The organism is Cohnella boryungensis (assembly GCF_042651945.1).
Lineage (GTDB): Bacteria > Bacillota > Bacilli > Paenibacillales > Paenibacillaceae > Cohnella > Cohnella boryungensis.
Genome location: NZ_JBHSED010000034.1, coordinates 1 through 20,673 on the forward strand (window position 1 = coordinate 1; position 20,673 = coordinate 20,673).

Here is a 20,673-nt window from a genome sequence, read left to right on the forward strand (position 1 = left end):
ACGCTTCCCGCTTCCAGCTTCGCTCCGCTCACGCTGCCGTCCGCCAGATGCTCGCTCGTCACGCTCCCTGCTTCCAGCTTCGCTCCGCTTACGCTACCGTCCACCAAATGCGCGCCTACTACGCTCCCCGCTTCCAGCTTCGCTCCGCTTACGCTACCGTCCGCCAGATGCGCGCCTACTACGCTCCCCGCCTCCAGCTTCGCTCCGCTCACGCTGCCGTCCGCCAGATGCGCACCTACTATGCTCCCCGCCTCCAGCTTCGCTCCGCTCACGCTGCCGTCCACCAAATGCGCGCCTACTACGCTTCCCGCTTCCAGCTTCGCTCCGCTCACGCTGCCGTCCGCCAGATGCGCGCTCGTTACGCTTCCCGCTTCCAGTTCCGTAACCGTCGTTTCAGGAACCTGCTCAGCGACTTGCGTCTGAAGCAATTGGCCGAACAACTCCCGTACTTCCGGAGCAAGCTTTCCTTCAGTAATGCTGCCATCCGCAAGCTGTGCTTCCGTCACCGACTGCGGCTTCATATGGCTGGTCGTAATCGTTTGTTCTCCCAGATGATACCCGAGAATCGAGCGCGGGATAATGTGGGAGGAGCTTACGCTTCTAACGGCAATTTTCTCGGCATTCACCGCGCCCGCCGCCAGTTGCTCGCTTCCGATGCTGCCCTGCTGCAGCTTCTCTCCGACAATCGCTCCGTCCGCCAGCTGTGCCGTTCCGATCGCGCCTTCCGCCAGCTTCGCCGCTGTGACGGCACCGTCAATAAGACGCTCTTCCCCGATCGATTCTCCGACGAAGTTCAGAAATTGGAAGAGCGGAGGAGACAGATTTTCCAGCGTTACCGCGCCATGCGCCAGCTTGAGCGTCGTGACCGCGCCTTCCGCCAGCTGCTCCGTACCTATGCTCCCTGCAGCCAGCCTCGAAGAAGTCACAGCGCCTTCCGCCAGCTTCTCTTCAGTCACGCTCCCGTCCGCCAAGCGCCCGGAATCCACTGCGCCGACAGCCAGATGGCCGGTGCCTACGCTTCCCAACGCCAGCTTTGCCGCAACAATCGCTCCATCTTGCAGTTTATCCGCCGTCACCGCGCCGGGAGCCAGCTTATCCCCGATCACGCTGCCGTCCGAGATTTGACTTGTTCCGACGCTGCTTCCCGCCAGCTTATCCGTCGTTACGACGCCATCGATCAGCTTCGCCGTAGAGATGCTATCGTCGGCCAGCTTGGTTTCCGTAATCGCGCCGGGAGCAAGATGCGATGCGCCTACGCTGGCTATTCCCAGCTTTGAGGAGGTAACCGCGCCTTCCGCCAGCTTGTCGGCCGTGATCGCGCCTTCCGCCAACGCATCCTCCCACACAGCGGCGAGAGCTAGCTGCTCCTTCCCTACGCTGCCTGAAGCAAGCTTGTCGGTCGTCACCGCGCCATTAGCCAGCTTCGCTACCGTAATGCTGCCATTCGTCAGGTGTCCGGTATCTACCGCACCAACCGTTAACTGCCCGGGGCCTACGCTGCCCAACGCCAGCTTGTCGACCGTCACGGAGCCGGTTGCCAGCTTCTCCGACGTTACGCTGTCTTTGGCCAGAATATCCGCATCCACCGCGCCGACATCCAGCTGCTCCTTGCCCACGCTGCGATGCGCAAGCTTGCTCGCCGTCACCGCGCCGTCGCGAAGCTTTGCCGAGGTTACCGCGCCTTCCGCCACGATATCCTCCGTCACGGCGTTCACGATTAATTGGCTCGTTCCGACGCTGTTCCCCGCCAGCTTGTCGGTCGTGATGATGCCTTCCATCAGCTTCTCCGTCGTGATGCTGTCGTCCGCCAGAACATCCGTGACGACCGAACCCGCCGCCAGCTGCCAGGTCCCTACGCTGCCATAGGCCAGCTTATCGGCGCTGACCGCTCCACCGGCCAGCTTGGCGGAGGTCACGCTGCCGTCCGCCAAAATATCGGAGATGACTGCGCCATCGGTCAGCTTGCTCGTTCCGACGCTGCCATAGGCCAGCTTGTCGGCCGTAATTGCGCCGTCGGCAATTTTTCCGCTCTGCACGCTTCCATCGGCCAAAATAACCGATGTCACTCCGCCTACAATAAGCTGTCCCGTGCCCACGCTGCCGTAAGCCAGCTTCTCCGTCGTCACCGAGCCTTCCGCCAGCTTGTCGCTGCCGACGCTTCCTGCGGCAAGTATGTCCTCGGTCACGGCGCCAACCGCCAGCTGCGCCCTGCCGACACTCCCGAACGCCAGCTTCTCCGCCGTCACCGCGCTATCCGACAGCTTCTCGGTTGTGACGCAGCCCTCTGCCAAAATATCGTCGGTTACTGCCCCGCTTGCCAACTGCCCTGTATCGACGCTCTCGAAGGCCAGCTTTTCCGTCGTCACCGACTGGTTCGGCAATTTGTCCGTCGTCACGCTGCCGTCCGCCAGAATCGCCGCGCTCACCGCGCCTACAGCAAGCTGCCTCGTTCCGACGCTGCTGTCCGCCAGCTTCTTGGACGTGACCGCGCCTTCCCCAAGCTGATCCGTTCCTACGCTGCGATCTGCCAGAATTTCAGTCGTCACCGCTCCTGCCGCCAGATGCGTCGTCCCGACAGCCCCTTGCTCCAGCTTAGCCGACGATATCGCACCGTCCGCAACCTTATCCGAGGTCACGCTTCTTGCGGACAGAAGATTCGCGGTGATCGCATCCTTCGCCAGCTTCCTGGTACCGATGCTGCCGTCCGCAACCTTATCCGATGTAACCGCTCCATCGGCCAGCTGATTCTCATCGACGCAGCCCTCCGCCAATATTGCCTGGGTAACGGAGCCCCAAGCCAATTGCTCCGTCCCCACGCTTCCCCGCGCCAGCTTATCGGTGGTCACCGCTCCGTCAGCCAGCTTATCCGAGAGGACCGCCGAATCCCCAAGCTTCTCTGACGTAACGCTTTCCGCAAGCAGCTTCGCGCTCGTTACGCTTTCGTCCGCGAGCTTGCTTCTTGTGACCGCGCCGTCGGCCAGCTTATCCTCGACAATCGAACGATCCTTGAGGTGAACCGCGCTGACCGCATTGGGCTCCAGCCTCTCCGCGTCAATACGGCGTTCTCCGTTCTTGGCCAGCTCAAGCAGATCGGGCGCAAGATGGGAGACGGATACCGTGCCTTTGCGCAGATGGAAGCCATGCACCGCCTCGGCTTTCAGATGCTTGCCGCTGACGCTCTCGATCTGCAGATGCTCCGTACTGACGCTGAGCGGAGCCAGCTTCCCCGAGGTCACGCTTTCGTCCGCCAGAATGTTTGCAGTTACGGCGCGAGCCGCCAGAGCAGACTCCTGAACGCTTCCTGCCGACAGATGAGCGGCGTTTACGGCGCCATCGACAATGTGGGTCGAACCGATCGCATTTGCCTTGAGATGGGCGGCTGATATCGCCTGCTCGCCAATATGCTGCTCGCGTACGGAGCCGGACGCCAGCTTGCCGCTATCGACGCTGCCTGCAGCCAGTTTGGCGGACCCGATAATGCCGTCGTTCAGATGAATATCCCGAATGCTTTTCTCGGCAAGATGGATGCCAAGCACAGCCTGCTCAGCCAGATGACGGCTCTCGATCGAATTGGAGACGAGGTGCTGGGCTTTGATAGCCCCATCCGCGACTTTATCCGCCGTGACCGAATCCTCCGCCAGAATGGAAGAGGAAACCGAACCTGCGCTGAGATGGAGGTGCTTAACGGCCTGCGGCTTCAGATGCTTCGAGGAAACGACCCCCTCGGCCAGCGAGCGACCGTTCACGGCTCCGTCCTGCAAAGCCTTGTCGAATACAGCGTTATCGGCCAGCTTGTCGGAGGTGACGCTGTCATCGGCCAGCTTCGCCGCCGTCACTGCCAAATCCGCAAGCTTATCCGTAGAAACGCATTCGGGAGAAAGCTTAAGCGAAGTAATCAAATGATCCGTAAGATGGTGAGAGAAAACCGAGCGCACGCCGATCTGGCGCTCTCCAACCGAGCCCGGAGCAATGTTCTTCTCCGTGACGGCTTCAATCTGCAGCGCGGCCGTGCCAATGGATCCCGTCGCCAGATGAACGGCCTCTACCGCTCCCTTGCGAAGATGTCGGCTGTCCACGGAATCGGCGGACAATGCTCCGCTTACGACCGAATCCTGCCCAAAGTGATGCGGCCTTAACGAGCCGGTCGCCAGTTGCTCCGCCATGACGCTGTCGGGCGCAAGATGCTCCGTCTTCACTGCTGACGGCGCGATATGCCGACTGCCAACAGACTGCTCCGCCAGCTTCGCGGGTCCCACAGCTCCTTCCGCCAATTGCGCCGGCCCGATTGCCCCTTCTGATAGGTGCTCTGGGCGGATTGCGCTTTTGGCCAGCTGGGTCGGTCCGATCAAGTCGTCCTTCAGGTGCTCTCGACCGACCGATTGGGCAGACAGATGCTTGCCGCTCACGGAATATTCCGTCAGATGACGCCCTTCCACGATGCCGAGGGCAAGCTTGTCGGCGACGATGCTCCCCTTGGCCAAGTGTTTTGCCTGCACCGCTTCATCCGCGATTTTGGCCGATACGATGCTCTGGTCGGCTACCTTGGTTGATGTGATTGCCTGATCTACCAGCTTCAGCGTCGTGACCGATTGCTCGGCGAGCTTGGAGGCGGAGATCGCGCCGTCTGTCAGATGCTTAGACCTCACGGCCTCTTCTGCGAGATGGTCGCTCTTTACCGCTCCTGCCTGAAGATGCTCGGATTGGACCGTTCCGAGCGAAAGCTTGTTTCCCGATACGGACCGTTCGGCCAATTCCCGAGCGCCTACGGCTCCGTCGGCCAGATGCTCCGCCGCGACGGCTCGCGGAGCCAAATGCTTTCCCTGAAGCACGCCCGGAGCGACATGATCCGCCAGAATAAGCCCCTCGTTCAGATGCTGGGACTCAATCGCCCCTCGTGCCACCTTATCCTTGGAGACAGCGCCGTCACGCAGCTTCGAGGTGGTCACCGCGCCCTCGGCCAGCTTCGAGGTATCTATGATTTCGTTAGCCAGATTTTCGCTGCGGATCGAGCCGCTGCGAATTTTCTCCGAGGTAATGCTTTGATCCTGAAGCAGCTCGGAGGTGATGACGGACACATTCAAGTGCTTCGATTGAATGGAGCCCTCGGCGATTTTGTCCGAGCTGATCGTTCTGTCCGCCAGCTTCTCCGAAGATACGCTTCCGTCGCGCAGCTTTTCGCCGGTAATCGAACGATCCCGGATCTTCTGCCCGGAGATGGAGTTCTTGGTAAGATGGTCGCCCACGATCGATTCCGAAGCCAGCTTCGAAGAAGTAATCGATCCATCTGCCAGCTTGATCGCCGTGACGGAGAAATCGGCCAGCGCATTCGTGCTCACGGCATCCGCAGCGAGGTGTGCAGCCTTCACCGCGAACGGGGCAAGCTTCTCTCCCGTCACCGATTCGTCCGCAAGATCGTCGGTATAGACAATTGGAGCTTGCCGCGCAGGCATTCGTTTCTCTTCCAGCTTGAAGCGGCGGGCTTCCCGGGCTTCCTGCTCTTCGTCCGCCGATTCCTTCTGCTTGCGATCCTGCGTCATTTCCAAGCTCTCCGGCAGCTCGCTCATCAGGGCTACCAGATCGTCCGTAGACTGGATGCTTGCCGCCTCCGCCGATTCCACAACCGCCACAATATCCGGCAGCTCGACAGCGATCGGAAGCTCGATCGCCGGCGGAAGCTCCGCCGCGATCTCGAATATTTCCACCGCCTCGCCGAGCGCTGAGACCTGTCCCGAAGACACTGGAGGGTCTGCGGAAGCCGAATCTTCTTTTGCCGCCGGAACGGCTTGCGTCGTCTTCGAGACACCGGCCGTCTCGGTATGGACGTTATCCCGCTTGGTTCTGCCGGCAGCCTGGCTCTCTGGCGGCTGCTGCGTCGGAGCGGCCGAGCCGTGCACGGACATTGGCTTGGCCTTCGTTTTTTGTATATCGTCCAGCCATTGCAGCTCAAGTTTGTTCGGGTCGTCAACGTAATATTGCGGCCGGCGCGCTTTAGGAGATTTACCCGCTTGTTTCTTTTTCATGTGCCTCTCCTTCCTGTTCGTCGAAATCTCCAGTATCATATGCATTCACCCATGGGCGCGTCACGAGGTTGGGCACTCGCCCGCATCACGGATGCCGGATGTCCGTGTTTTCGCAAGCGGCACGTTGCGTTATAATGGAAGTACGATCGTTACGCGAAGCGAAGGAGCTTAATCTCATGGATAAAATCACGCTTGAACGGACGGACGAAAGCAGCTGCTCCCATTCCGATCTTCCTTTGCACGAAGTGAAGCAACGGATGATTACCGACGATTCCGCCTCGCGGCTGTCCGAGCTGTTCAAGGCTCTGGGCGATCCGACGAGAATCAAGCTGATCGGCGCCCTTCTTCACCGGGAGCTATGCGTGCACGATCTTTCCGTGCTGCTGGATATGGGACAATCCGCCGTATCTCACCAGCTGCGCTATTTGCGCAACATGCGGATGGTCAAACGAAGAAAAAGCGGCAAAACCGTCTTCTATTCGCTGGACGACTCCCACATCGAACAGATTTTCCTGCAAACGCTGCAACACCTTGAGCATAGCTAGGAAAAACCGGGTCGCCCCCCTGGGAACGGCACCCCATTCAGAAAGGAGCTTTCAAGCCCACACGGCTGAAAGCTCCTTTCTGAATGAGAGGACGAATTATGTATAATGTCCTTTCTAGGCCGGGCAACGACGCCGGCTCGCGCTGCATCCTCTTCAGCTCGCGAGCCCGCCGCAAATCGCCAAATCCGGTTCGGTTATCTGCCGGTTTCCCGTTGAAAGCCGACCCATCGTTCCGCCGTATGCCGCCACTGAAAGTCCGATAGCACCCGTTCCCTTCCCCTGCGTCCCATTTCCCTGCGAACCCCTTCGTTGGCAAGCAAATACACGATTCGATCGGCCAGCTCGGCGGACAGCTTCTGCGCCTCGGGCGCGACGAGAAATCCCGTCCAGCCGTCGACCACAATCTCCTTGAGTCCGCCCGCGCGGGTAGCCACGACAGGAAGCTCGGATGCCATCGCTTCGAGATTGACAAGACCGAATGCTTCCCGGCCAACGGAGGGCACGACCGCGACATCTGCCATAGCGAACCAATTCGGGATTTCATGATGGGACACATAGGGCTGGAAAAAAACGCTCGCATTACGCCGAGCCGCCATGCGATGAAGTCGCTGTACGTATCCGGTCCGTCGATGAGACCCATACTGGGCGCTGCCGACAATGACGAGCAGCGCTTCGGGAACAGCCGCCAGAATAAGCGGCAATGCGGCCAGCAGATGATGCACGCCTTTCTGCGGAACAAGCCTCCCCGCATAAAGAATGATCGGACGGTTCCCCCATCCATGCCTGGCCCGAAGCTGATCGTGCATGCTCGCCCCCTCCGGGGAAGAACGCCCATGGAATCGCGCGATATCGACGCCCAGATGGTTCACCCTGATTTTCTCCGCTGCTTGGGGGACGTACTTCCGAACATAGGAGCGAAGAAATTCGCTGTTGACTTGAATATAGTCCGCCGCTTTTAAGCACCTTGTTCTCTGACGAGCGCTGATGTACGGGGTTGTAATAAAGGTCGTGGAATGCAGGTTCAGCCAGATGCGGCTGCGGGGAAAACGGCTTTTTATCCGGGGCACCCAGAGGGGGCGATTCTCGATCTGAATGACATCGGGCACGGAACGGGCAAGTCTGTCGCAGACCCGCTTGAAGTAATTCGCTTTGTTCGCGCCGGGGAAGCGGATGACCGAAACGCCGTTTAAGCTTCCCCGCGCAGGGAGCCGGCTGCCGATTCGGCCGTAGATCGTAGCGTCGACATGCGGAAGCAGCGCGGGAACGACCTTTTCTACCACACGTTCGACAGAGCCCCCCGTGGGAGAAGGCACCGGATACGCTCCTGGCGTTATGAAAGCGGCTTTCAGCATCGTCCAATCTCCTCGCGGGCCTAGTCTCGCCTGATCGCGGCTATCGAGACAATATATACCCCTCGGGCCGGAAAGGGAACGGCTCCTACCTTTGCTTAAGGACTATTGCACTTTATCCGGCGATGTGTCACAATTCTCGGGAATGAATTTTACCGTAAAGGAGATCCCTCCGCATGACTCGTTGGCTGCTGCGCTTAATGACAGAACTGTCCTCGCGCAAATTCGTGTCCCGGATGACAGGCCGTTTCGCCAAATCGTCCTTGAGCCGCCGGTGGATTCCGCGCTTTGCCGCCATGTACAATATCCCGGTCGAAGAAGCGGAGAAGGATATTTCGGAATACCGCTCGCTGAACGATTTTTTCACCCGGCGCCTGAAGCCCGGCCGACGTCCCGTCGACGGCTCTCCGGACGCCCTGGTCAGTCCGGTAGACGCGGTTGTCACCGGCTGCGGTCCGATTCAGGATGGCATGATGCTTCAGATCAAAGGACAGGATTATACGATCGAGGAGCTGCTTCACGGCTCTCCGCGAATCGCCCAATATCGGCGCGGCTTCTTCTGGGTACTGTACTTAAGTCCTACAGATTATCATCGCATCCACGTCCCCTGCGCAGGCGAGATCGTAGAGAGCGAGCATATTCCCGGCAAAGTGTATCCCGTTAACGAATTCGGCCTTACCTCAATGCGGCGCGTGCTTTCCCGTAATGAGCGGCTCGTCACTTATATCCGCAACGAAGTCGGCGAAGTCGCGGTCGTCAAGGTAGGCGCGCTTAACGTCAGCAGCATCAAGTACGTAGAGCCGCGGCCCGTCCGGCCGAATCGCGGCGACGAGCTGGCCTATTTCGAATTCGGCTCGACGATCGTTCTGTTAACCGAGGACGGCACATTCCGTCCCCGTCCCGATCTTAAGGTCGGGAGCAAGGTGCGAATGGGCGAGAAGCTCGGAACCTTGGCCACCGGCAACTAAAACGAAATAAAGCTCGTTCCTCCGGCCTTGCGGTCGAAAGGACGAGCTTTATTTCATTCTCACCGAATTTCCGAAGGACTTTTGCCCGTGTATTGCTTGAACTGCCGACTGAAGAAGAAGATGTCGCGGTAGCCGAGCGCATCGGCCACCTCCGTCACGTTCATCCCCGCGTGCAGCAGCAAATGCTGGGCGCGCTCGATTCGCGCGCGGATCATGTACGTCTGAACGGACATGCCGATCAGCTCCTTGAACTTGATGGAGAAGTAGCGGGAGGACAAGCCGGCGCGTTTCCCAAGGTCCTCCACCCGATGAACGATGCCGGGATGCTGCTGGATGTAATTCGCAACCTCGCGGATGCTTTCGGTCAATTGATTGCTTGCCTTTCGCTCCACCGGCTCTTCCTGATCATGACGGAGCAGGTGAATAATCAGTTGCTTGAGAATGAGCTGGGCTTCGATCTCCGCCGCATAGGTTTTAACCAGAAACAATCTCACGTATTTGGAGAGCAGATGCTCGAAATCGAAGGTGTCTTGCAGAAGACGGTATGGCTTGGGAGCAAGCTTGACCGGCTCGGCCGTATCGAAGTGAATGTAGGTAAGCACGAGCGGCTTCTGCGGATTGTGCGTCGCCCAAGTATGATCCCCCTTGCGAAACAGGAAACAGCTCCCCTTGCCGAGCGTGTACGGCTTCCCGTTAAGAAAGAGTTCGCCTTCCCCGCTCCATACGTAAAAAATATCGTAATTGGCCAGCGGCTTCTCCCGCTTCTGCCATTTCCAGCCCGGCTCGCAAACGATCTTAGCGAACGAGGGCAGCAAGACGAAAGATGTGGCGGACAGGTCAAGCATGAACTTTACCTCCTTGTTCCCGGTAAGCGTCGCGGAGCAGCGACAAAGCCTCGGCGGCTCGGCGAATGCGCCGAATGCCCTCTTCGATCTCCCGCTCCGTTAAATGGGCAAAGCCGAATATCGCAGATGGAGGAGTCTTCGGACGCCCGGCGGATGGAAGCTCGTAGGCAGAGCCGTTTTTCCACCGGACTCCTTGCACCGCGCATTCCCGAATAAGCCGTTCGTAATCCGCTTCGGTCCCTTCCCACCTCGCATAGACATGCATGCCGGCATCGGCGGGAAACGGCGTGAACAGCCCGTCCAGATTCGTCTCCAGACACTCGCGCAGCTTGCGCTCCAGCTTGCCTAGCAACCTGCGCGTCTTGCGCATATGCCTGTCGTAGCCGCCTCCGGACATCCAGCCGGCCAGCGCCTGCTGTTCGGCGAGACTCGTCGGATAGGGATCATACAGCTTCTTGGCCAGCAGCAACGGCTGCAGCAGCTCCCTTGGAACCACCGCAAAGCCGATTCGCAGACTCGTGCCCATCGACCGGGAGAACGTGCCGACATAGACGACGCGTCCCTCCTTGTCGAGCGCTTTAAGCGGCTCCAGCGGGCGGCCTCCCCAGCGAAAATCGCTGTCGTAATCGTCCTCGATAATAAATGCCTTGCGTTTGGAAGCCCAGAGCAGCAGCTCCTGTCTCCTCTCGTAACCTAGCACGACTCCCGTCGGAAATTGACGCGTCGGCGTCACGAACAGAAGCGTCGCCTCCCAATCCTGCGGCACGATGCCGGAGCGATCCGTTCTCTGGGAAATCAGCCCGGCTCCCGTCGCCCTGATCGCGCGCTCGATTCCCTTATAACAAGGGTTCTCGACGACAGCCGTTTTTCCTTCTTCCAGCAGCAATTGGGCGAGCAGGGCAATTGCCTGCATCGAGCCGGAGGTAATGACGATATCCTCCTCGCCGCAGGGAATGCCCCTCTCTCGGCGCAGGCGTCCGGCAATCGCCTTGCGCAGCGACAGGCTGCCGGCCGAATTCTCCAGTCCGCGCGATCCGTAGACGCCGATGCGCTTCCATTGCCGGGCGACCTCCGACTTCCATTCCTGCCACGGAAACCTTGCTGCGCTTAAGCCTTCGGTCACGAAGGAGACGCGGGCATTCGCCTCGAGAATAGACGGATCGGACGATGCCGGAGAAGGAGCCGCGAACGGTACGGACGTACCGACATCCCCTGAGGAGGCCTCTACAGCCTGCAATTCCAGCAGTCGGCGACCCCAGTCCGTAATCGCAGGCAACGCGGCAGGAGACTCGCCCTCTTCGGAGGATGCCGCACCGTCGTTCCGCTTGTGCCCGTAACCGGCGACAAAGGTGCCCCTGCCGATTCCCGCCTGAACGAACCCTTCCGCCGTCAGCATCTCATAGGCCAAGCTGACGCTGCCCCGAGACAACCCGTACAGCTCGGCCAGCCTTCTTGTCGAGGGCAGCCTTTCCCCGGGAGCGAGCGTTCCCTCGGCAATCGCCTCCCGAATAGCCAGAAACATCGCCAGATGCTTCGTGCCGCATTCGGTCAGCTTGGCGTTATAGGCAAATGGAGAGCTCACACCTCTCCCCCTCTTCACAATGGACTAGTATTTTTAATGTAAAATGGATCTTTTCTCTTGTCAATGCAAGCCGTACACTGTTCCTCAACAGCCGTATCCAAAGGAGAGAAATCCAGATGAGAAGAAAAGAATTCGCAACCTCGGACGAAGAATGCATCGGCTTCCTGCAAGAGAAAAACGACGGAGTGCTTACGTTCGCCGGAGCCGATGGCTGGCCAAAAGCGGTGCCGTTGAACTATGCCTGTGTGAACGGAGCCGTTTATTTTCACGGAAGCAAGCAAGGTGAGAAAATGGCCGGCTTGGCAGACAACTCGCGCGCGGAATTCGTCGTTTATCAAGCTCATGCGTTTATTCCTTCTTATTTTACCGACCCGTATCTGGCTTGCCCCGCCACCGTGTTCTTTCGTTCGGTCCGCATTCGCGGCACTGTCGCTCAAGTCGAACAAGCCGAAGAGAAGGCGTCCGCATTGGCCGCATTGCTGGGGCAAATGCAGCCGGAAGGCGGACATGCTCCGATCGATGCCTCGGACCCCCGCTATGCCTCGTCTCTGCGCGGAGTAGCCGTGCTTCGTCTGGATGCGGAGTCCATGACAGGCAAATTCAAATTCGGCCAGAACGGAAGCGAGAAAAAGAGAGAAGGAATCATGCAAAATCTGCTCGACCGCAACCTCCCGGGAGACGCGGACACGGTCACGCGCATTCGCGACAGTGCGTTAAAGAAACAAATTAGCGAAACTTAACATTTTCCTGCTCCTTTTTTTACTGAAAGCGCTTGAATGAAATGACGCTCCCTGACCAATGGTGTATAATATCTCCTAATGACTACTTGGAAGGATGGGAGCTATGAATCCCCTTGCCCAGCAATTAAACGAGACGCTTTCCCGCGATAATCCGCACGCTGCCTCCATGTTATCCAGTTTAGGTCGAGCTATGTACATGCCTAAGCTCGGCATCTTGAGCCAATCGGCCGAAGCCAAGCAGAAAGCCGGCGTCTATAACGCGACGATCGGTATCGCGACCGAGAACGGCAAACCGATGCATCTGGACGTCATTCAAGAAACCCTGTCCGCCTATGAGCCCAAGGACATCTATGAATATGCCCCTCCGGGAGGCAAGCCGGAGCTGCGCACCGTATGGCGCGATAAGATGCTCGCGGAGAACCCTTCGATTAAAGGCAAGACGATCAGTCTTCCCGTTGTCACGAACGCCTTGACCCACGGCCTCAGCATCGTCGGCGATCTATTCGCGGACGTAGGCGACGCCGTCGTCGTTCCGGACAAAAACTGGGAAAATTACGAGCTGACCTTCAACGTTCGCCGCGGCGCGGAGATGGTCTACTATCCGCTGTACGATGCGGACAACAGGTTCAACTCGGCGGGCCTCCGCGATGCCTTGCTGGCCCAGAAGGATCGCGGCAAGGCAATCGTCCTGCTCAACTTCCCCATCAATCCGACCGGCTATACGCCGAATATCGAGGAGGGCCGCGAGATCGTCGCCGCCATTCGCGATGCGGCAGAAGCCGGCATCAACATCGTCGCCGTGACGGACGACGCCTACTTCGGTCTTTTCTTCGAGGACTCTCTGCAAGAGTCGCTATTCGGCCAACTGTGCGGCCTGCACGAGCGCGTGCTTGCGATCAAGGTCGACGGAGCGACCAAGGAAGAGTACGTATGGGGCTTCCGCGTCGGCTTCATTACCTACGGCGGCCTGTCGGAAGCGAGTCTGGCCGCTCTCGAGCAGAAGACGACCGGCAACATCCGCTCCACGATTTCCAGCGGACCGCATCCTTCGCAGACGTTTATCCTGCGCGCGCTGAAGTCCGATCTCTTCCAGGCCCAGAAGGATGAGAAGTTCGCGATCATGAAGGGCCGCGCCAACAAGGTGAAAACCCTGCTGGACAGCGGCAAGTACGGCAACGAGTGGAGCTATTATCCCTTTAACTCAGGCTACTTCATGTGCCTTAAGCTGGACGTCGATGCAGAGACCGTGCGCCAGCGCCTCCTTAGCGCTTACGGCGTGGGCACGATCGCGCTGGGCTCGTCCGACCTGCGCGTCGCCTTCTCTTGCATAGAAGAAAGCAATCTGGAAGACCTCTTCGATCGAATCTATCAAGCGGTGCTGGACGTAAAAGCAGGCAACGCTTAGAAGACGAAGCGACAGCTTCCCGACACAAGTAAAACGGCTTTAGAGAAAAGAGCAGGCTCATGCACCCGGCATGGCCTGCTCTTTTTTTTGTTGAAGCAGACGGAGCGCCGACGTTGCCGCCTCCCCTGCTTACAAGTCATCCTCGTCCCGGAACCTCGCGATGCGCCTCGGCATCCACCATCCGCACCATAGCAGCCCGCCTGCGAGAATAGGAGCCCAGTAATCAAGCCGCAGCGTATCTGTCGCTTGACCGGAGTAAGACGCTCCGATCGCTCCTGTCGCGAGGCCGACGACCGCCAGCGCCACCGCCGCGGCAATGCCGGCCGTTCGCGCTATCGCCGCAGCGGCGATCAGCCTGCCTTCCGGCGCAATCGGCAGCGTATCCGCCGTTTCTACGAATCGAATTCTTCTCAGCTCGCTTAGCTGCAATCCGCATACGGCCATCGATACCGCATAGATGATCACATCCGCCAAAGGATTGCCGACAACCGCGATCACGAACCCCGACAGAAGCATCCAGCGCCACACCGCTCCGAACGTTTCTCCGCGCAGAAAAACTTTGGCATACAGGTAATGCCATGCCCACCTTCGTTGCCACGGAAGACGATCGCCCGCCCAGGCGATCCAACGGCGCTGGGCCGGCTTTGCCGTCTCCGTAGGAATATCTACAAACCAGCTCAGGAAAGCCATCCACTTGCGACGGGCGCCCGCTTCCTCCTGAATCAGACGTTCCCAAGGGAGCGCATGCTGAGCGGGCAGCCTCCACAGCAGCGCCATAACGGCCATGCATAGCAGCGTGAACGGAATGGCCAGCACCAATGGCTTAAGCAGTAGCCCTGCAAGAGCGCCCGCCGTCAGCAGCAGTCTCGCGAGGCGAAGCCCGAGCCGCCAGAGCCGATTCGCCATTCTGCGCTCTCTCCAGCCGCCGTATGCATTGCCTCCGGCGATCAGGACGACCATGATGCCTAATGCCGCAAGCGAATGCGACTCCGAAAGCTCTGCCGTCTGGGGAGAGCGGACATAGATCGGAGCATACAGAGCAAACAGCGCCAAGGCTCTCAGCGCCCCGACAACGATGGACTTTCTAAGCGCAGGCCCGATATATTCTCGAAGGAGCCTGTTTTCCATCGGCAGCAGGAAGACCGGGTCGGAAGGACGGAAATAAGTGCGAAGCGGGGCTTGGAATGCTGCCCAGGTCAGAAGCGCGACTCCGACCTCCTTGACCGGCCAAGCCTCCGGCACGTCCTTGATCAGTCCGGTGTACCAAATAAACGAAGCAAAAAAAATCGCCGAGGCGAACAAGCCAAACCCGCTTTGCAGCACGTAGCGGAAATAAGGCACGATTTCTTTCCGGAATGCGGCCCCGCGTTCGCGCCTGAGAGAACGAAGGAAGACGCGCTGCTCCTCCCGTCTCGTCTCACCCACGCGAATGGCCTCCTTCCGCCGACGAGACCAGCGCTTCGAACGCATCGTCCAGCGTCGCTTTCGCGTCCTCGAAGCCCGCCTGCAGCTTAACCTCCTGCGGCGTTCCCCATGCAATTCTGTTTCCCTTATGCAGCACGACGAGACGATCCGCCTTGCGATCAAGGGCCGAGAGGATATGCGAGCTCAGCAAGATCGCGCTCCCTTGCGCCCGTACCTCGTCGAGAGCGGTCACCAGCCCCCGGATCGCGAGCGGGTCCAATCCGAGGAACGGCTCGTCGATAATGAGCAGCGCAGGACGGACAAGCAGCGCATTCATCAGCATAACCTTCTGCTTCATCCCCTTCGACAGGGTATCCGGCAAGGCGTTCAGGGCATCCGTCATCCGGAAGGTCTCGGCCAGCTCCCCGATCGTCGCCAAAGCGGGAGCCTCCTCCAGATGATAAGCCATGGCGGTCCAACGGAGGTGCTCCTTCACCGTCAGATTCGGGTACAAGGTCGGCTGCTCCGGAACGTAAGCGGTCGACGAGCGATAGACCTCGCGATTTTCCTCCAGGGTAACTCCCGCAACGCGGACTTCCCCCTTCTGAGGGACCATGAGCCCTAAAATGTGCTTGATGGCCGTGCTTTTCCCCGCGCCGTTCAGTCCGATCAGCCCGACGAGTTCTCCCGGATAGACCGTTATGGACAGATCGTGCAGCACCGGTCTTCTCTGGCTGTAGCCTCCCGTCAGCCCGCTGATGGCCAGCGCAGGCACTCGCGCATTCGCTTGACGCGATATCATTTGACGTATCCCCCTTAAGACGCGATGACGCCCGTACTTTTCTTTCTATTATAACGGGAGCAAGCATCGCTTACAAAAAAGGGAAGCCTTACGTCGTAAAATTCGTATGGTCGATTCGCGTGCGGACTCTTACCGTAAAGCGACAGGTCGGGTAAAGCTCGGCCCAGCGTTCCTTCACCCGGCTCCACTGCTTCGGATGCCTCCGATGGAGATTCTCTCCGATACCGAGCAAGTCCGTCTTGCGGCGCTGCGATGCCGCGAGGAAGTCCTCCACTTCAGACTCGATCTCCGCATTCAGCCTTTTCTCCCAATCGGCAATATCCCCCGGCGTAACGTCCGTATCCTCGCAGGGGATTCCGACCAGGTTCAAATCGGCATCGATCTCGATGTGCGCGACCGGAGCTCCGTCCTTGTCCAGCTTCGCCGTGATCCGGCTTTTGCTGATCGTATTTTCAAACGTCACCGTTCGGGAGGAGGCGCCGCCGCAGGCGACTTCCTCTACGGCTCCGCGCATCAGATTGGCCGCTCTCATGTAGCCTTTGCTTTCTTTCACGCCCATATAGCCGGCCAGCTTGTTATCGCTGAATGCGAAAAAGCCGACCGTCTGCAGCATCCAGCTTTTCGCCCCTCGCTCTTTTTTGGAAATATTCACTGACGGCACAAGGATATCCCGATATTTATTAATCTGATCCCTGTATATGTCCAGCAAGGTTGTTTGCGTTGTCAGGGCCGTGCTCTCCCCGCCCTCGGACAGCCCTCTCAGAGCTTGCCCGCTGATCGCCGAGTTGGGCATCGCCACCTCAAGAACCTCCGAGGCCGTGCCGTCGATCATGAACAGCATAGTCGTATTCCGAAACTGACGAAACCGCCGGATCGATTCGATTTGCTTGTCGAAATCTCGGCTTGCCGCGGCTTTGCTAATAATTATGACAGAGGTTTGTCCCCACAGAAGAGTACGATCCGATTTGTCCAGGATGTAACGAGCCGCCTCGAACAGCGTTTTTCCTTCTCCCGTCAATAGGAAGGTGCGGTTTTGCATCCCCTTCGGCTGCTGTCCTCCCGTCGTTAACTCCGAAATCTCGGCGGACACCCGCACGCCTCCTTTCTTACCCACGTCCACCGCAACGGCATGGACGATATGAAGCTCGTTCAACTCCACATTGCCTTTACAGCCCGAGCTCAGCAGCGCCAATGCCGCGACCGTCCCCCAGATCCAGCGTCGGCCCTTCATGGACGGCCCCTCTTCCAGCGATAAGGGCTAATTGAGCGAAATAATGCCGGCCGCTTGACGTTCAAGGGATGGGGCCTGCGAACGAGGACGTCGGTGAGCTCACCGAAATGAAAAGGGGCCGCCGGAGCGAGATAGGGGATTCCGAACGAGCGCAGGGATGCCAGATAGGTGAGTAATACGACAATCCCGAACATGATTCCGACATAACCTAGAATGGAAGCCAGGAACGTCATTCCGAACTGGAGGAGCCGAATCGCGTAATTCATGGCTGTGGCCGGCAGGGTAAACGTGCATATGCCGGTCAGCGCAGCTACGATAACCATGATCGGCGATACGATGCCCGCCTGCACCGCCGCTTGGCCGAGAATGAGCGCGCCGACGATGCTGACCGCTTGGCCAATCTGCCTGGGCATGCGAATGCCCGCTTCGCGCATGATTTCGAAGGCGGCCATCATCGCGAAGCTCTCGACCACAGCGGGAAAAGGCACCGGCTCCTTCGCTGCGGCGATGCTTTGAAGCAGGGCGGTAGGAATCAGCTCGTGATGGAACGTAATCGTAGCAACATAGAACGCGGGCAGCAGCATTCCGATCAGAGCGCATAATATTCTGAGCAGCCGCAGGGCGGAGCCGATATAAAACTGCCATTCGTAGTCCTCCCCGACTTGAAACGCCTGAAGGAACACAAAGGGAAGCAGCGTCACAAACGGGCTGCCTTGCACCATAACGGCAATTCGGCCATCGATCAGCGCGCCGGCCACGCGATCCGGTCTCTCTGTCGACTCAACCAAGGGAAAGAGCGTATAGGGGTTGTCTGCGATCCACTCTTCAATGTAATTGCTGCCCAGAATGAAGTCGGCCGGAATTTCGCGGATTCTGCGTCTCAGCTCCTCCAGAATGACCGGATTCGTCACGCCATCTATCGAGATCAGGGCGACTTTGATCCGGCTTGTCTGTCCGATCTCGCAATACTCCGCCTTCAAATCTGCGGACGGAAGGTAGAACCGCACAAGAGCCAGATTGTTGGACAGCGATTCCGTAAACCCGCTTCGCGGTCCTTTTAACGTAGATTCACTGGTGGGCTCGTCCACCTTCCTGAGCTGCACGCCCAGCGTATCGATTGCGATTCCGCGCGCGGGATCGGACAGCAGCACCACGGCTTTGCCGTGTGCGAGAGCCTCCGCGATCTGATCGATCGATTCCAATTCCTCGTCTCTGCGAAAAGTAAGCTGGGGGGGATCCTTCTCCTTGACCTCCTTCAACAGATTTTCAAGCTTCCGTTCATCCGTCAAGCCTTGCAGATAACAGACCGCGCCCGGCTGCCCCGAGCACAAGGCAAATTCGATATAGATCAGATCCTGGGTGTCCCGCATTCTCTTCTTCAGAAGCGATATATTTTCCGCAGGTTTGGAGGCGAGCCGCTGGCCGGGCTGATTCGTCCTGCTCATACGCTCACCCCCAGCTTTCCTCCGTCCTTCCTGAACATCGCGATCAGCAGCAGCAACAGCGGCAGCGCCAACTGAAAGACCATGAAATACCAAGCCTGCTTGTCATAGAAAGCGGCCAATTCGATTAACCCCCATACCTTGTACTTCGCGCTCACGAGCAGGCCGAGAGCAAGCGGGACGATAAACGAACGGGGCTGTCTGAGCTTGAGCAATTCCGTCAGCCCCTTGAGCGAAGCCCAGAAATATAAGGTGATCTTGATGAAGGAGCTCATGACCCATACGGCGACCAGCACGGCATCGAATCGCTCGATATTGCGAAACAGCTTTATGTTTTGAATCAGGCTGATGCTCGGATAGGTGAATGTCCCGGAGGCTTTGGCTCCGAACAGCATCGTGCAGGAAAGAACGGACAACATCAGCAGGACGGTGGTGATCCCGACGGCCCCCAGGGCAAACAGCATCGTTCTTTTGGTTTGACGAACATGCCGTACGACCATGGATACCGCCATGAGGTCGCCGAACCAGGAGCTGACGGGGATGATGCCCTCCAGCGGCTTCAGGATGCCGTTTTCCAATACGGGCAGCAAATACTCGGGATGATATTGCTGAATGAGAATCAGATAGATGCCGAGAAAGGTCGACACCGTTACGAAAAAAACGATCTCCGCCACTCGACCGAATACCTCCAAGCCGTGGAACACAGCGTAAGCGCCCATGATGACGCCTGCGCTCAGATACCAGATTTGCGGCACGATGGGGTTAAGCGCAATGATGAAAAACTGCGCGAATTCCCGCAGAACCCAAGCCGTAATGTCCAGAAAATAGAAAATAAACACAAAGGCAAACAAGCCTCCGAGCCAAGGGCCCAGCACTTGCTTGCAGATGCCGATCAGGCTTTTGTCCGGATACATCCGATTCAACCCCATGAAGACAAGCAGATTAAACGCCCCGACGCACCCGCCAACCAGCACAAGAAACCAGGAATTCCTGTCCGCATAGTGGGATAACGCCGCCGGAGCGTAAAGACTGGACGTGCCAATGGTCGAAATGACAATGAGGGACATGAATTGAAAATTTGTGATCGCCACGCGAGGTTCCATATCGTCCCATCCTTTCCGCTGCCCTCAGTATGCGCACCGAAATAGGGTTTTACTCTGAATAGTCTGCAAGACGAGGTGGAACGGTAGTAAGGGAGGTATCGTTCATGAAGCCCTATGCGATTGCCTATTTATTATCCGCCGTCTGGCTCTTTCTCGTGAATTCGTATTTGTCCGACTATCGATGGTATCGATGGGCTGCCATCGGAACTTGGGGCTTTATAGGGGTTGAAGCGATTACGCTGCTACCTGTCCTCGCGTTTATGTTCGCCGCGGATTTGTTCAAGAGAAGAGGCTCGAAGAGCCGGCGCGAATAATTCCCGCTCCGTCATCCCAAGGTAAATAGAACCCAGCCAAGAGGAGAGTGCCTGCGCTTCATGCGTAAAATTGCCCTGTCGACGTTATTAGCCGCCATCTGCTTGTTATTGCCGCCGAGTTGGGCCGGCACGGCCTTCGCAGGAGGAGATTCTCCCTATCACTTCGGGTTCAAGAAAAGCCGAAACGGGACGCTTCCTTCCATTGCGGAAGAGGGCTTTATGAATGTACTTCAACAGCAGGAAGCCATATTTCTCGGGGATACGGAGCGGAAGGAGCTGTTTCTGACCTTCGATAACGGCTACGAGAACGGCTTAACGCCGCAAATTCTGAACGTGCTCAAGGAGAAGAAGGTCCCAGCCGTATTTTTCGTCACCGGGCATTTCGTGAAGGATCAGCCCGAATTGGTGCAGCGAATGACGCAAGAAGGGCATTTGATCGGCAACCACTCGTGGAGCCACCCCGATCTGAGCCAGGTCGGGACGGAAAGAATACGCAGCGAGATGGACAAGGTTCGGCAGGAGGTCGCCCGGCTTACGCCGCAAAAGGAAATGCGCTATATGCGGCCCCCTCGCGGCATCTTCAGCAATCGTATGCTCGCCGCCTGCCGGGAATTGGGTTACACCGGCGTATTCTGGTCGGTCGCCTACAAGGATTGGGACGTCAATCGTCAGCAGGGCTGGCGCTACGCTTACGACAGCGTGATGGCGCAGCTTCATCCCGGCGCGGTCATTCTGCTTCACTCCGTATCGCGCGACAACGCCGAGGCGCTCGGACGAATCATCGAAGGGGCCAGACAGCAGGGCTACGAATTCAAAAGCCTTGACAGCCTCGTCGTGAAAACGTACCGATGAAGCCTCGAAGCGGCGAGGTAGGCCCCTCCGCGGGTCGGCGGCATACGTTTTGTATCGCGCGATCAGATAAG

The 20,673-nt window shown here is 58.3% G+C and carries 15 protein-coding genes; 6 read left to right on the plus strand and 9 right to left on the minus strand.

The window, feature by feature from the left end:
• Positions 1 to 6,020 (minus strand): hypothetical protein (locus ACFO1S_RS15315; protein ID WP_378127075.1); only part of this gene is annotated, 6,020 nt, incomplete at its 3' end.
• A 176-nt stretch (positions 6,021 to 6,196) separates the two neighbouring features.
• On the opposite strand from ACFO1S_RS15315, the gene ACFO1S_RS15320 reads away from it, so the two are divergent.
• On the plus strand, positions 6,197 to 6,565 hold the full coding sequence (locus ACFO1S_RS15320; protein WP_204604793.1) for an ArsR/SmtB family transcription factor: 369 nt from the start codon (positions 6,197 to 6,199) through the stop codon (positions 6,563 to 6,565).
• A 194-nt stretch (positions 6,566 to 6,759) separates the two neighbouring features.
• Here the strand turns inward: ACFO1S_RS15320 and ACFO1S_RS15325 are convergent, their stop codons facing one another.
• Positions 6,760 to 7,917 carry a glycosyltransferase family 4 protein gene (locus ACFO1S_RS15325; protein ID WP_204604794.1) on the minus strand — a complete coding sequence of 386 codons (1,158 nt, stop codon included), beginning with the start codon at positions 7,915 to 7,917 and terminating at the stop codon, positions 6,760 to 6,762.
• A 173-nt stretch (positions 7,918 to 8,090) separates the two neighbouring features.
• Between ACFO1S_RS15325 and asd the strand changes: the two genes are divergently transcribed.
• The gene (asd, locus tag ACFO1S_RS15330) at positions 8,091 to 8,882 is read left to right on the plus strand and encodes an archaetidylserine decarboxylase (protein ID WP_204604795.1); all 792 of its coding nucleotides are present in this window, start codon (positions 8,091 to 8,093) and stop codon (positions 8,880 to 8,882) included.
• 59 nt (positions 8,883 to 8,941) lie between these two features.
• Here asd and ACFO1S_RS15335 read toward each other — a convergent pair whose 3' ends face one another.
• Positions 8,942 to 9,727, minus strand: coding sequence for a helix-turn-helix domain-containing protein (locus tag ACFO1S_RS15335; protein ID WP_204604796.1), 786 nt, complete (start codon positions 9,725 to 9,727; stop codon positions 8,942 to 8,944).
• Positions 9,720 to 11,309, minus strand: a complete 1,590-nt coding sequence (gene pdxR / locus ACFO1S_RS15340) for a MocR-like pyridoxine biosynthesis transcription factor PdxR (protein WP_378127077.1) — start codon at positions 11,307 to 11,309, stop codon at positions 9,720 to 9,722. Before pdxR ends, ACFO1S_RS15335 begins: the two co-directional genes overlap by 8 nt.
• Before the next feature lie 116 nt (positions 11,310 to 11,425).
• Here pdxR and ACFO1S_RS15345 point away from each other — a divergent pair, with 116 nt between their 5' ends.
• Positions 11,426 to 12,049 carry a pyridoxamine 5'-phosphate oxidase family protein gene (locus tag ACFO1S_RS15345; protein ID WP_204604797.1) on the plus strand — a complete coding sequence of 208 codons (624 nt, stop codon included), beginning with the start codon at positions 11,426 to 11,428 and terminating at the stop codon, positions 12,047 to 12,049.
• A 103-nt stretch (positions 12,050 to 12,152) separates the two neighbouring features.
• Entirely contained in the window at positions 12,153 to 13,454 is a 1,302-nt protein-coding gene (locus tag ACFO1S_RS15350) for an aminotransferase class I/II-fold pyridoxal phosphate-dependent enzyme (RefSeq protein ID WP_204604798.1), read from the plus strand.
• A gap of 129 nt (positions 13,455 to 13,583) precedes the next feature.
• Here ACFO1S_RS15350 and ACFO1S_RS15355 read toward each other — a convergent pair whose 3' ends face one another.
• The 5 genes from ACFO1S_RS15355 to ACFO1S_RS15375 form a co-directional block, all read right to left on the minus strand.
• Positions 13,584 to 14,879, minus strand: coding sequence for an ABC transporter permease (locus ACFO1S_RS15355; protein ID WP_204604799.1), 1,296 nt, complete (start codon positions 14,877 to 14,879; stop codon positions 13,584 to 13,586).
• Positions 14,872 to 15,660 carry an ABC transporter ATP-binding protein gene (locus ACFO1S_RS15360; protein ID WP_204604800.1) on the minus strand — a complete coding sequence of 263 codons (789 nt, stop codon included), beginning with the start codon at positions 15,658 to 15,660 and terminating at the stop codon, positions 14,872 to 14,874. The genes ACFO1S_RS15355 and ACFO1S_RS15360 overlap by 8 nt, the downstream gene beginning before the upstream one ends.
• An 88-nt stretch (positions 15,661 to 15,748) precedes the next feature.
• Positions 15,749 to 16,891 (minus strand): Ger(x)C family spore germination protein, encoded by a 1,143-nt coding sequence (locus tag ACFO1S_RS15365; protein ID WP_204604801.1) that lies wholly within the window; start codon positions 16,889 to 16,891, stop codon positions 15,749 to 15,751.
• Complete coding sequence (locus ACFO1S_RS15370; RefSeq protein WP_204604802.1) at positions 16,888 to 18,336, minus strand: spore germination protein; 1,449 nt, start codon at positions 18,334 to 18,336, stop codon at positions 16,888 to 16,890. Before ACFO1S_RS15370 ends, ACFO1S_RS15365 begins: the two co-directional genes overlap by 4 nt.
• Positions 18,333 to 19,436, minus strand: a complete 1,104-nt coding sequence (locus ACFO1S_RS15375) for a GerAB/ArcD/ProY family transporter (protein WP_378127080.1) — start codon at positions 19,434 to 19,436, stop codon at positions 18,333 to 18,335. Before ACFO1S_RS15375 ends, ACFO1S_RS15370 begins: the two co-directional genes overlap by 4 nt.
• Before the next feature lie 104 nt (positions 19,437 to 19,540).
• On the opposite strand from ACFO1S_RS15375, the gene ACFO1S_RS15380 reads away from it, so the two are divergent.
• Positions 19,541 to 19,750, plus strand: coding sequence for a hypothetical protein (locus tag ACFO1S_RS15380; RefSeq protein ID WP_204604804.1), 210 nt, complete (start codon positions 19,541 to 19,543; stop codon positions 19,748 to 19,750).
• 60 nt (positions 19,751 to 19,810) lie between these two features.
• Positions 19,811 to 20,602, plus strand: a complete 792-nt coding sequence (pdaA, locus tag ACFO1S_RS15385; RefSeq protein WP_204604805.1) for a delta-lactam-biosynthetic de-N-acetylase — start codon at positions 19,811 to 19,813, stop codon at positions 20,600 to 20,602.
• Positions 20,603 to 20,673 lie beyond the last annotated feature (71 nt).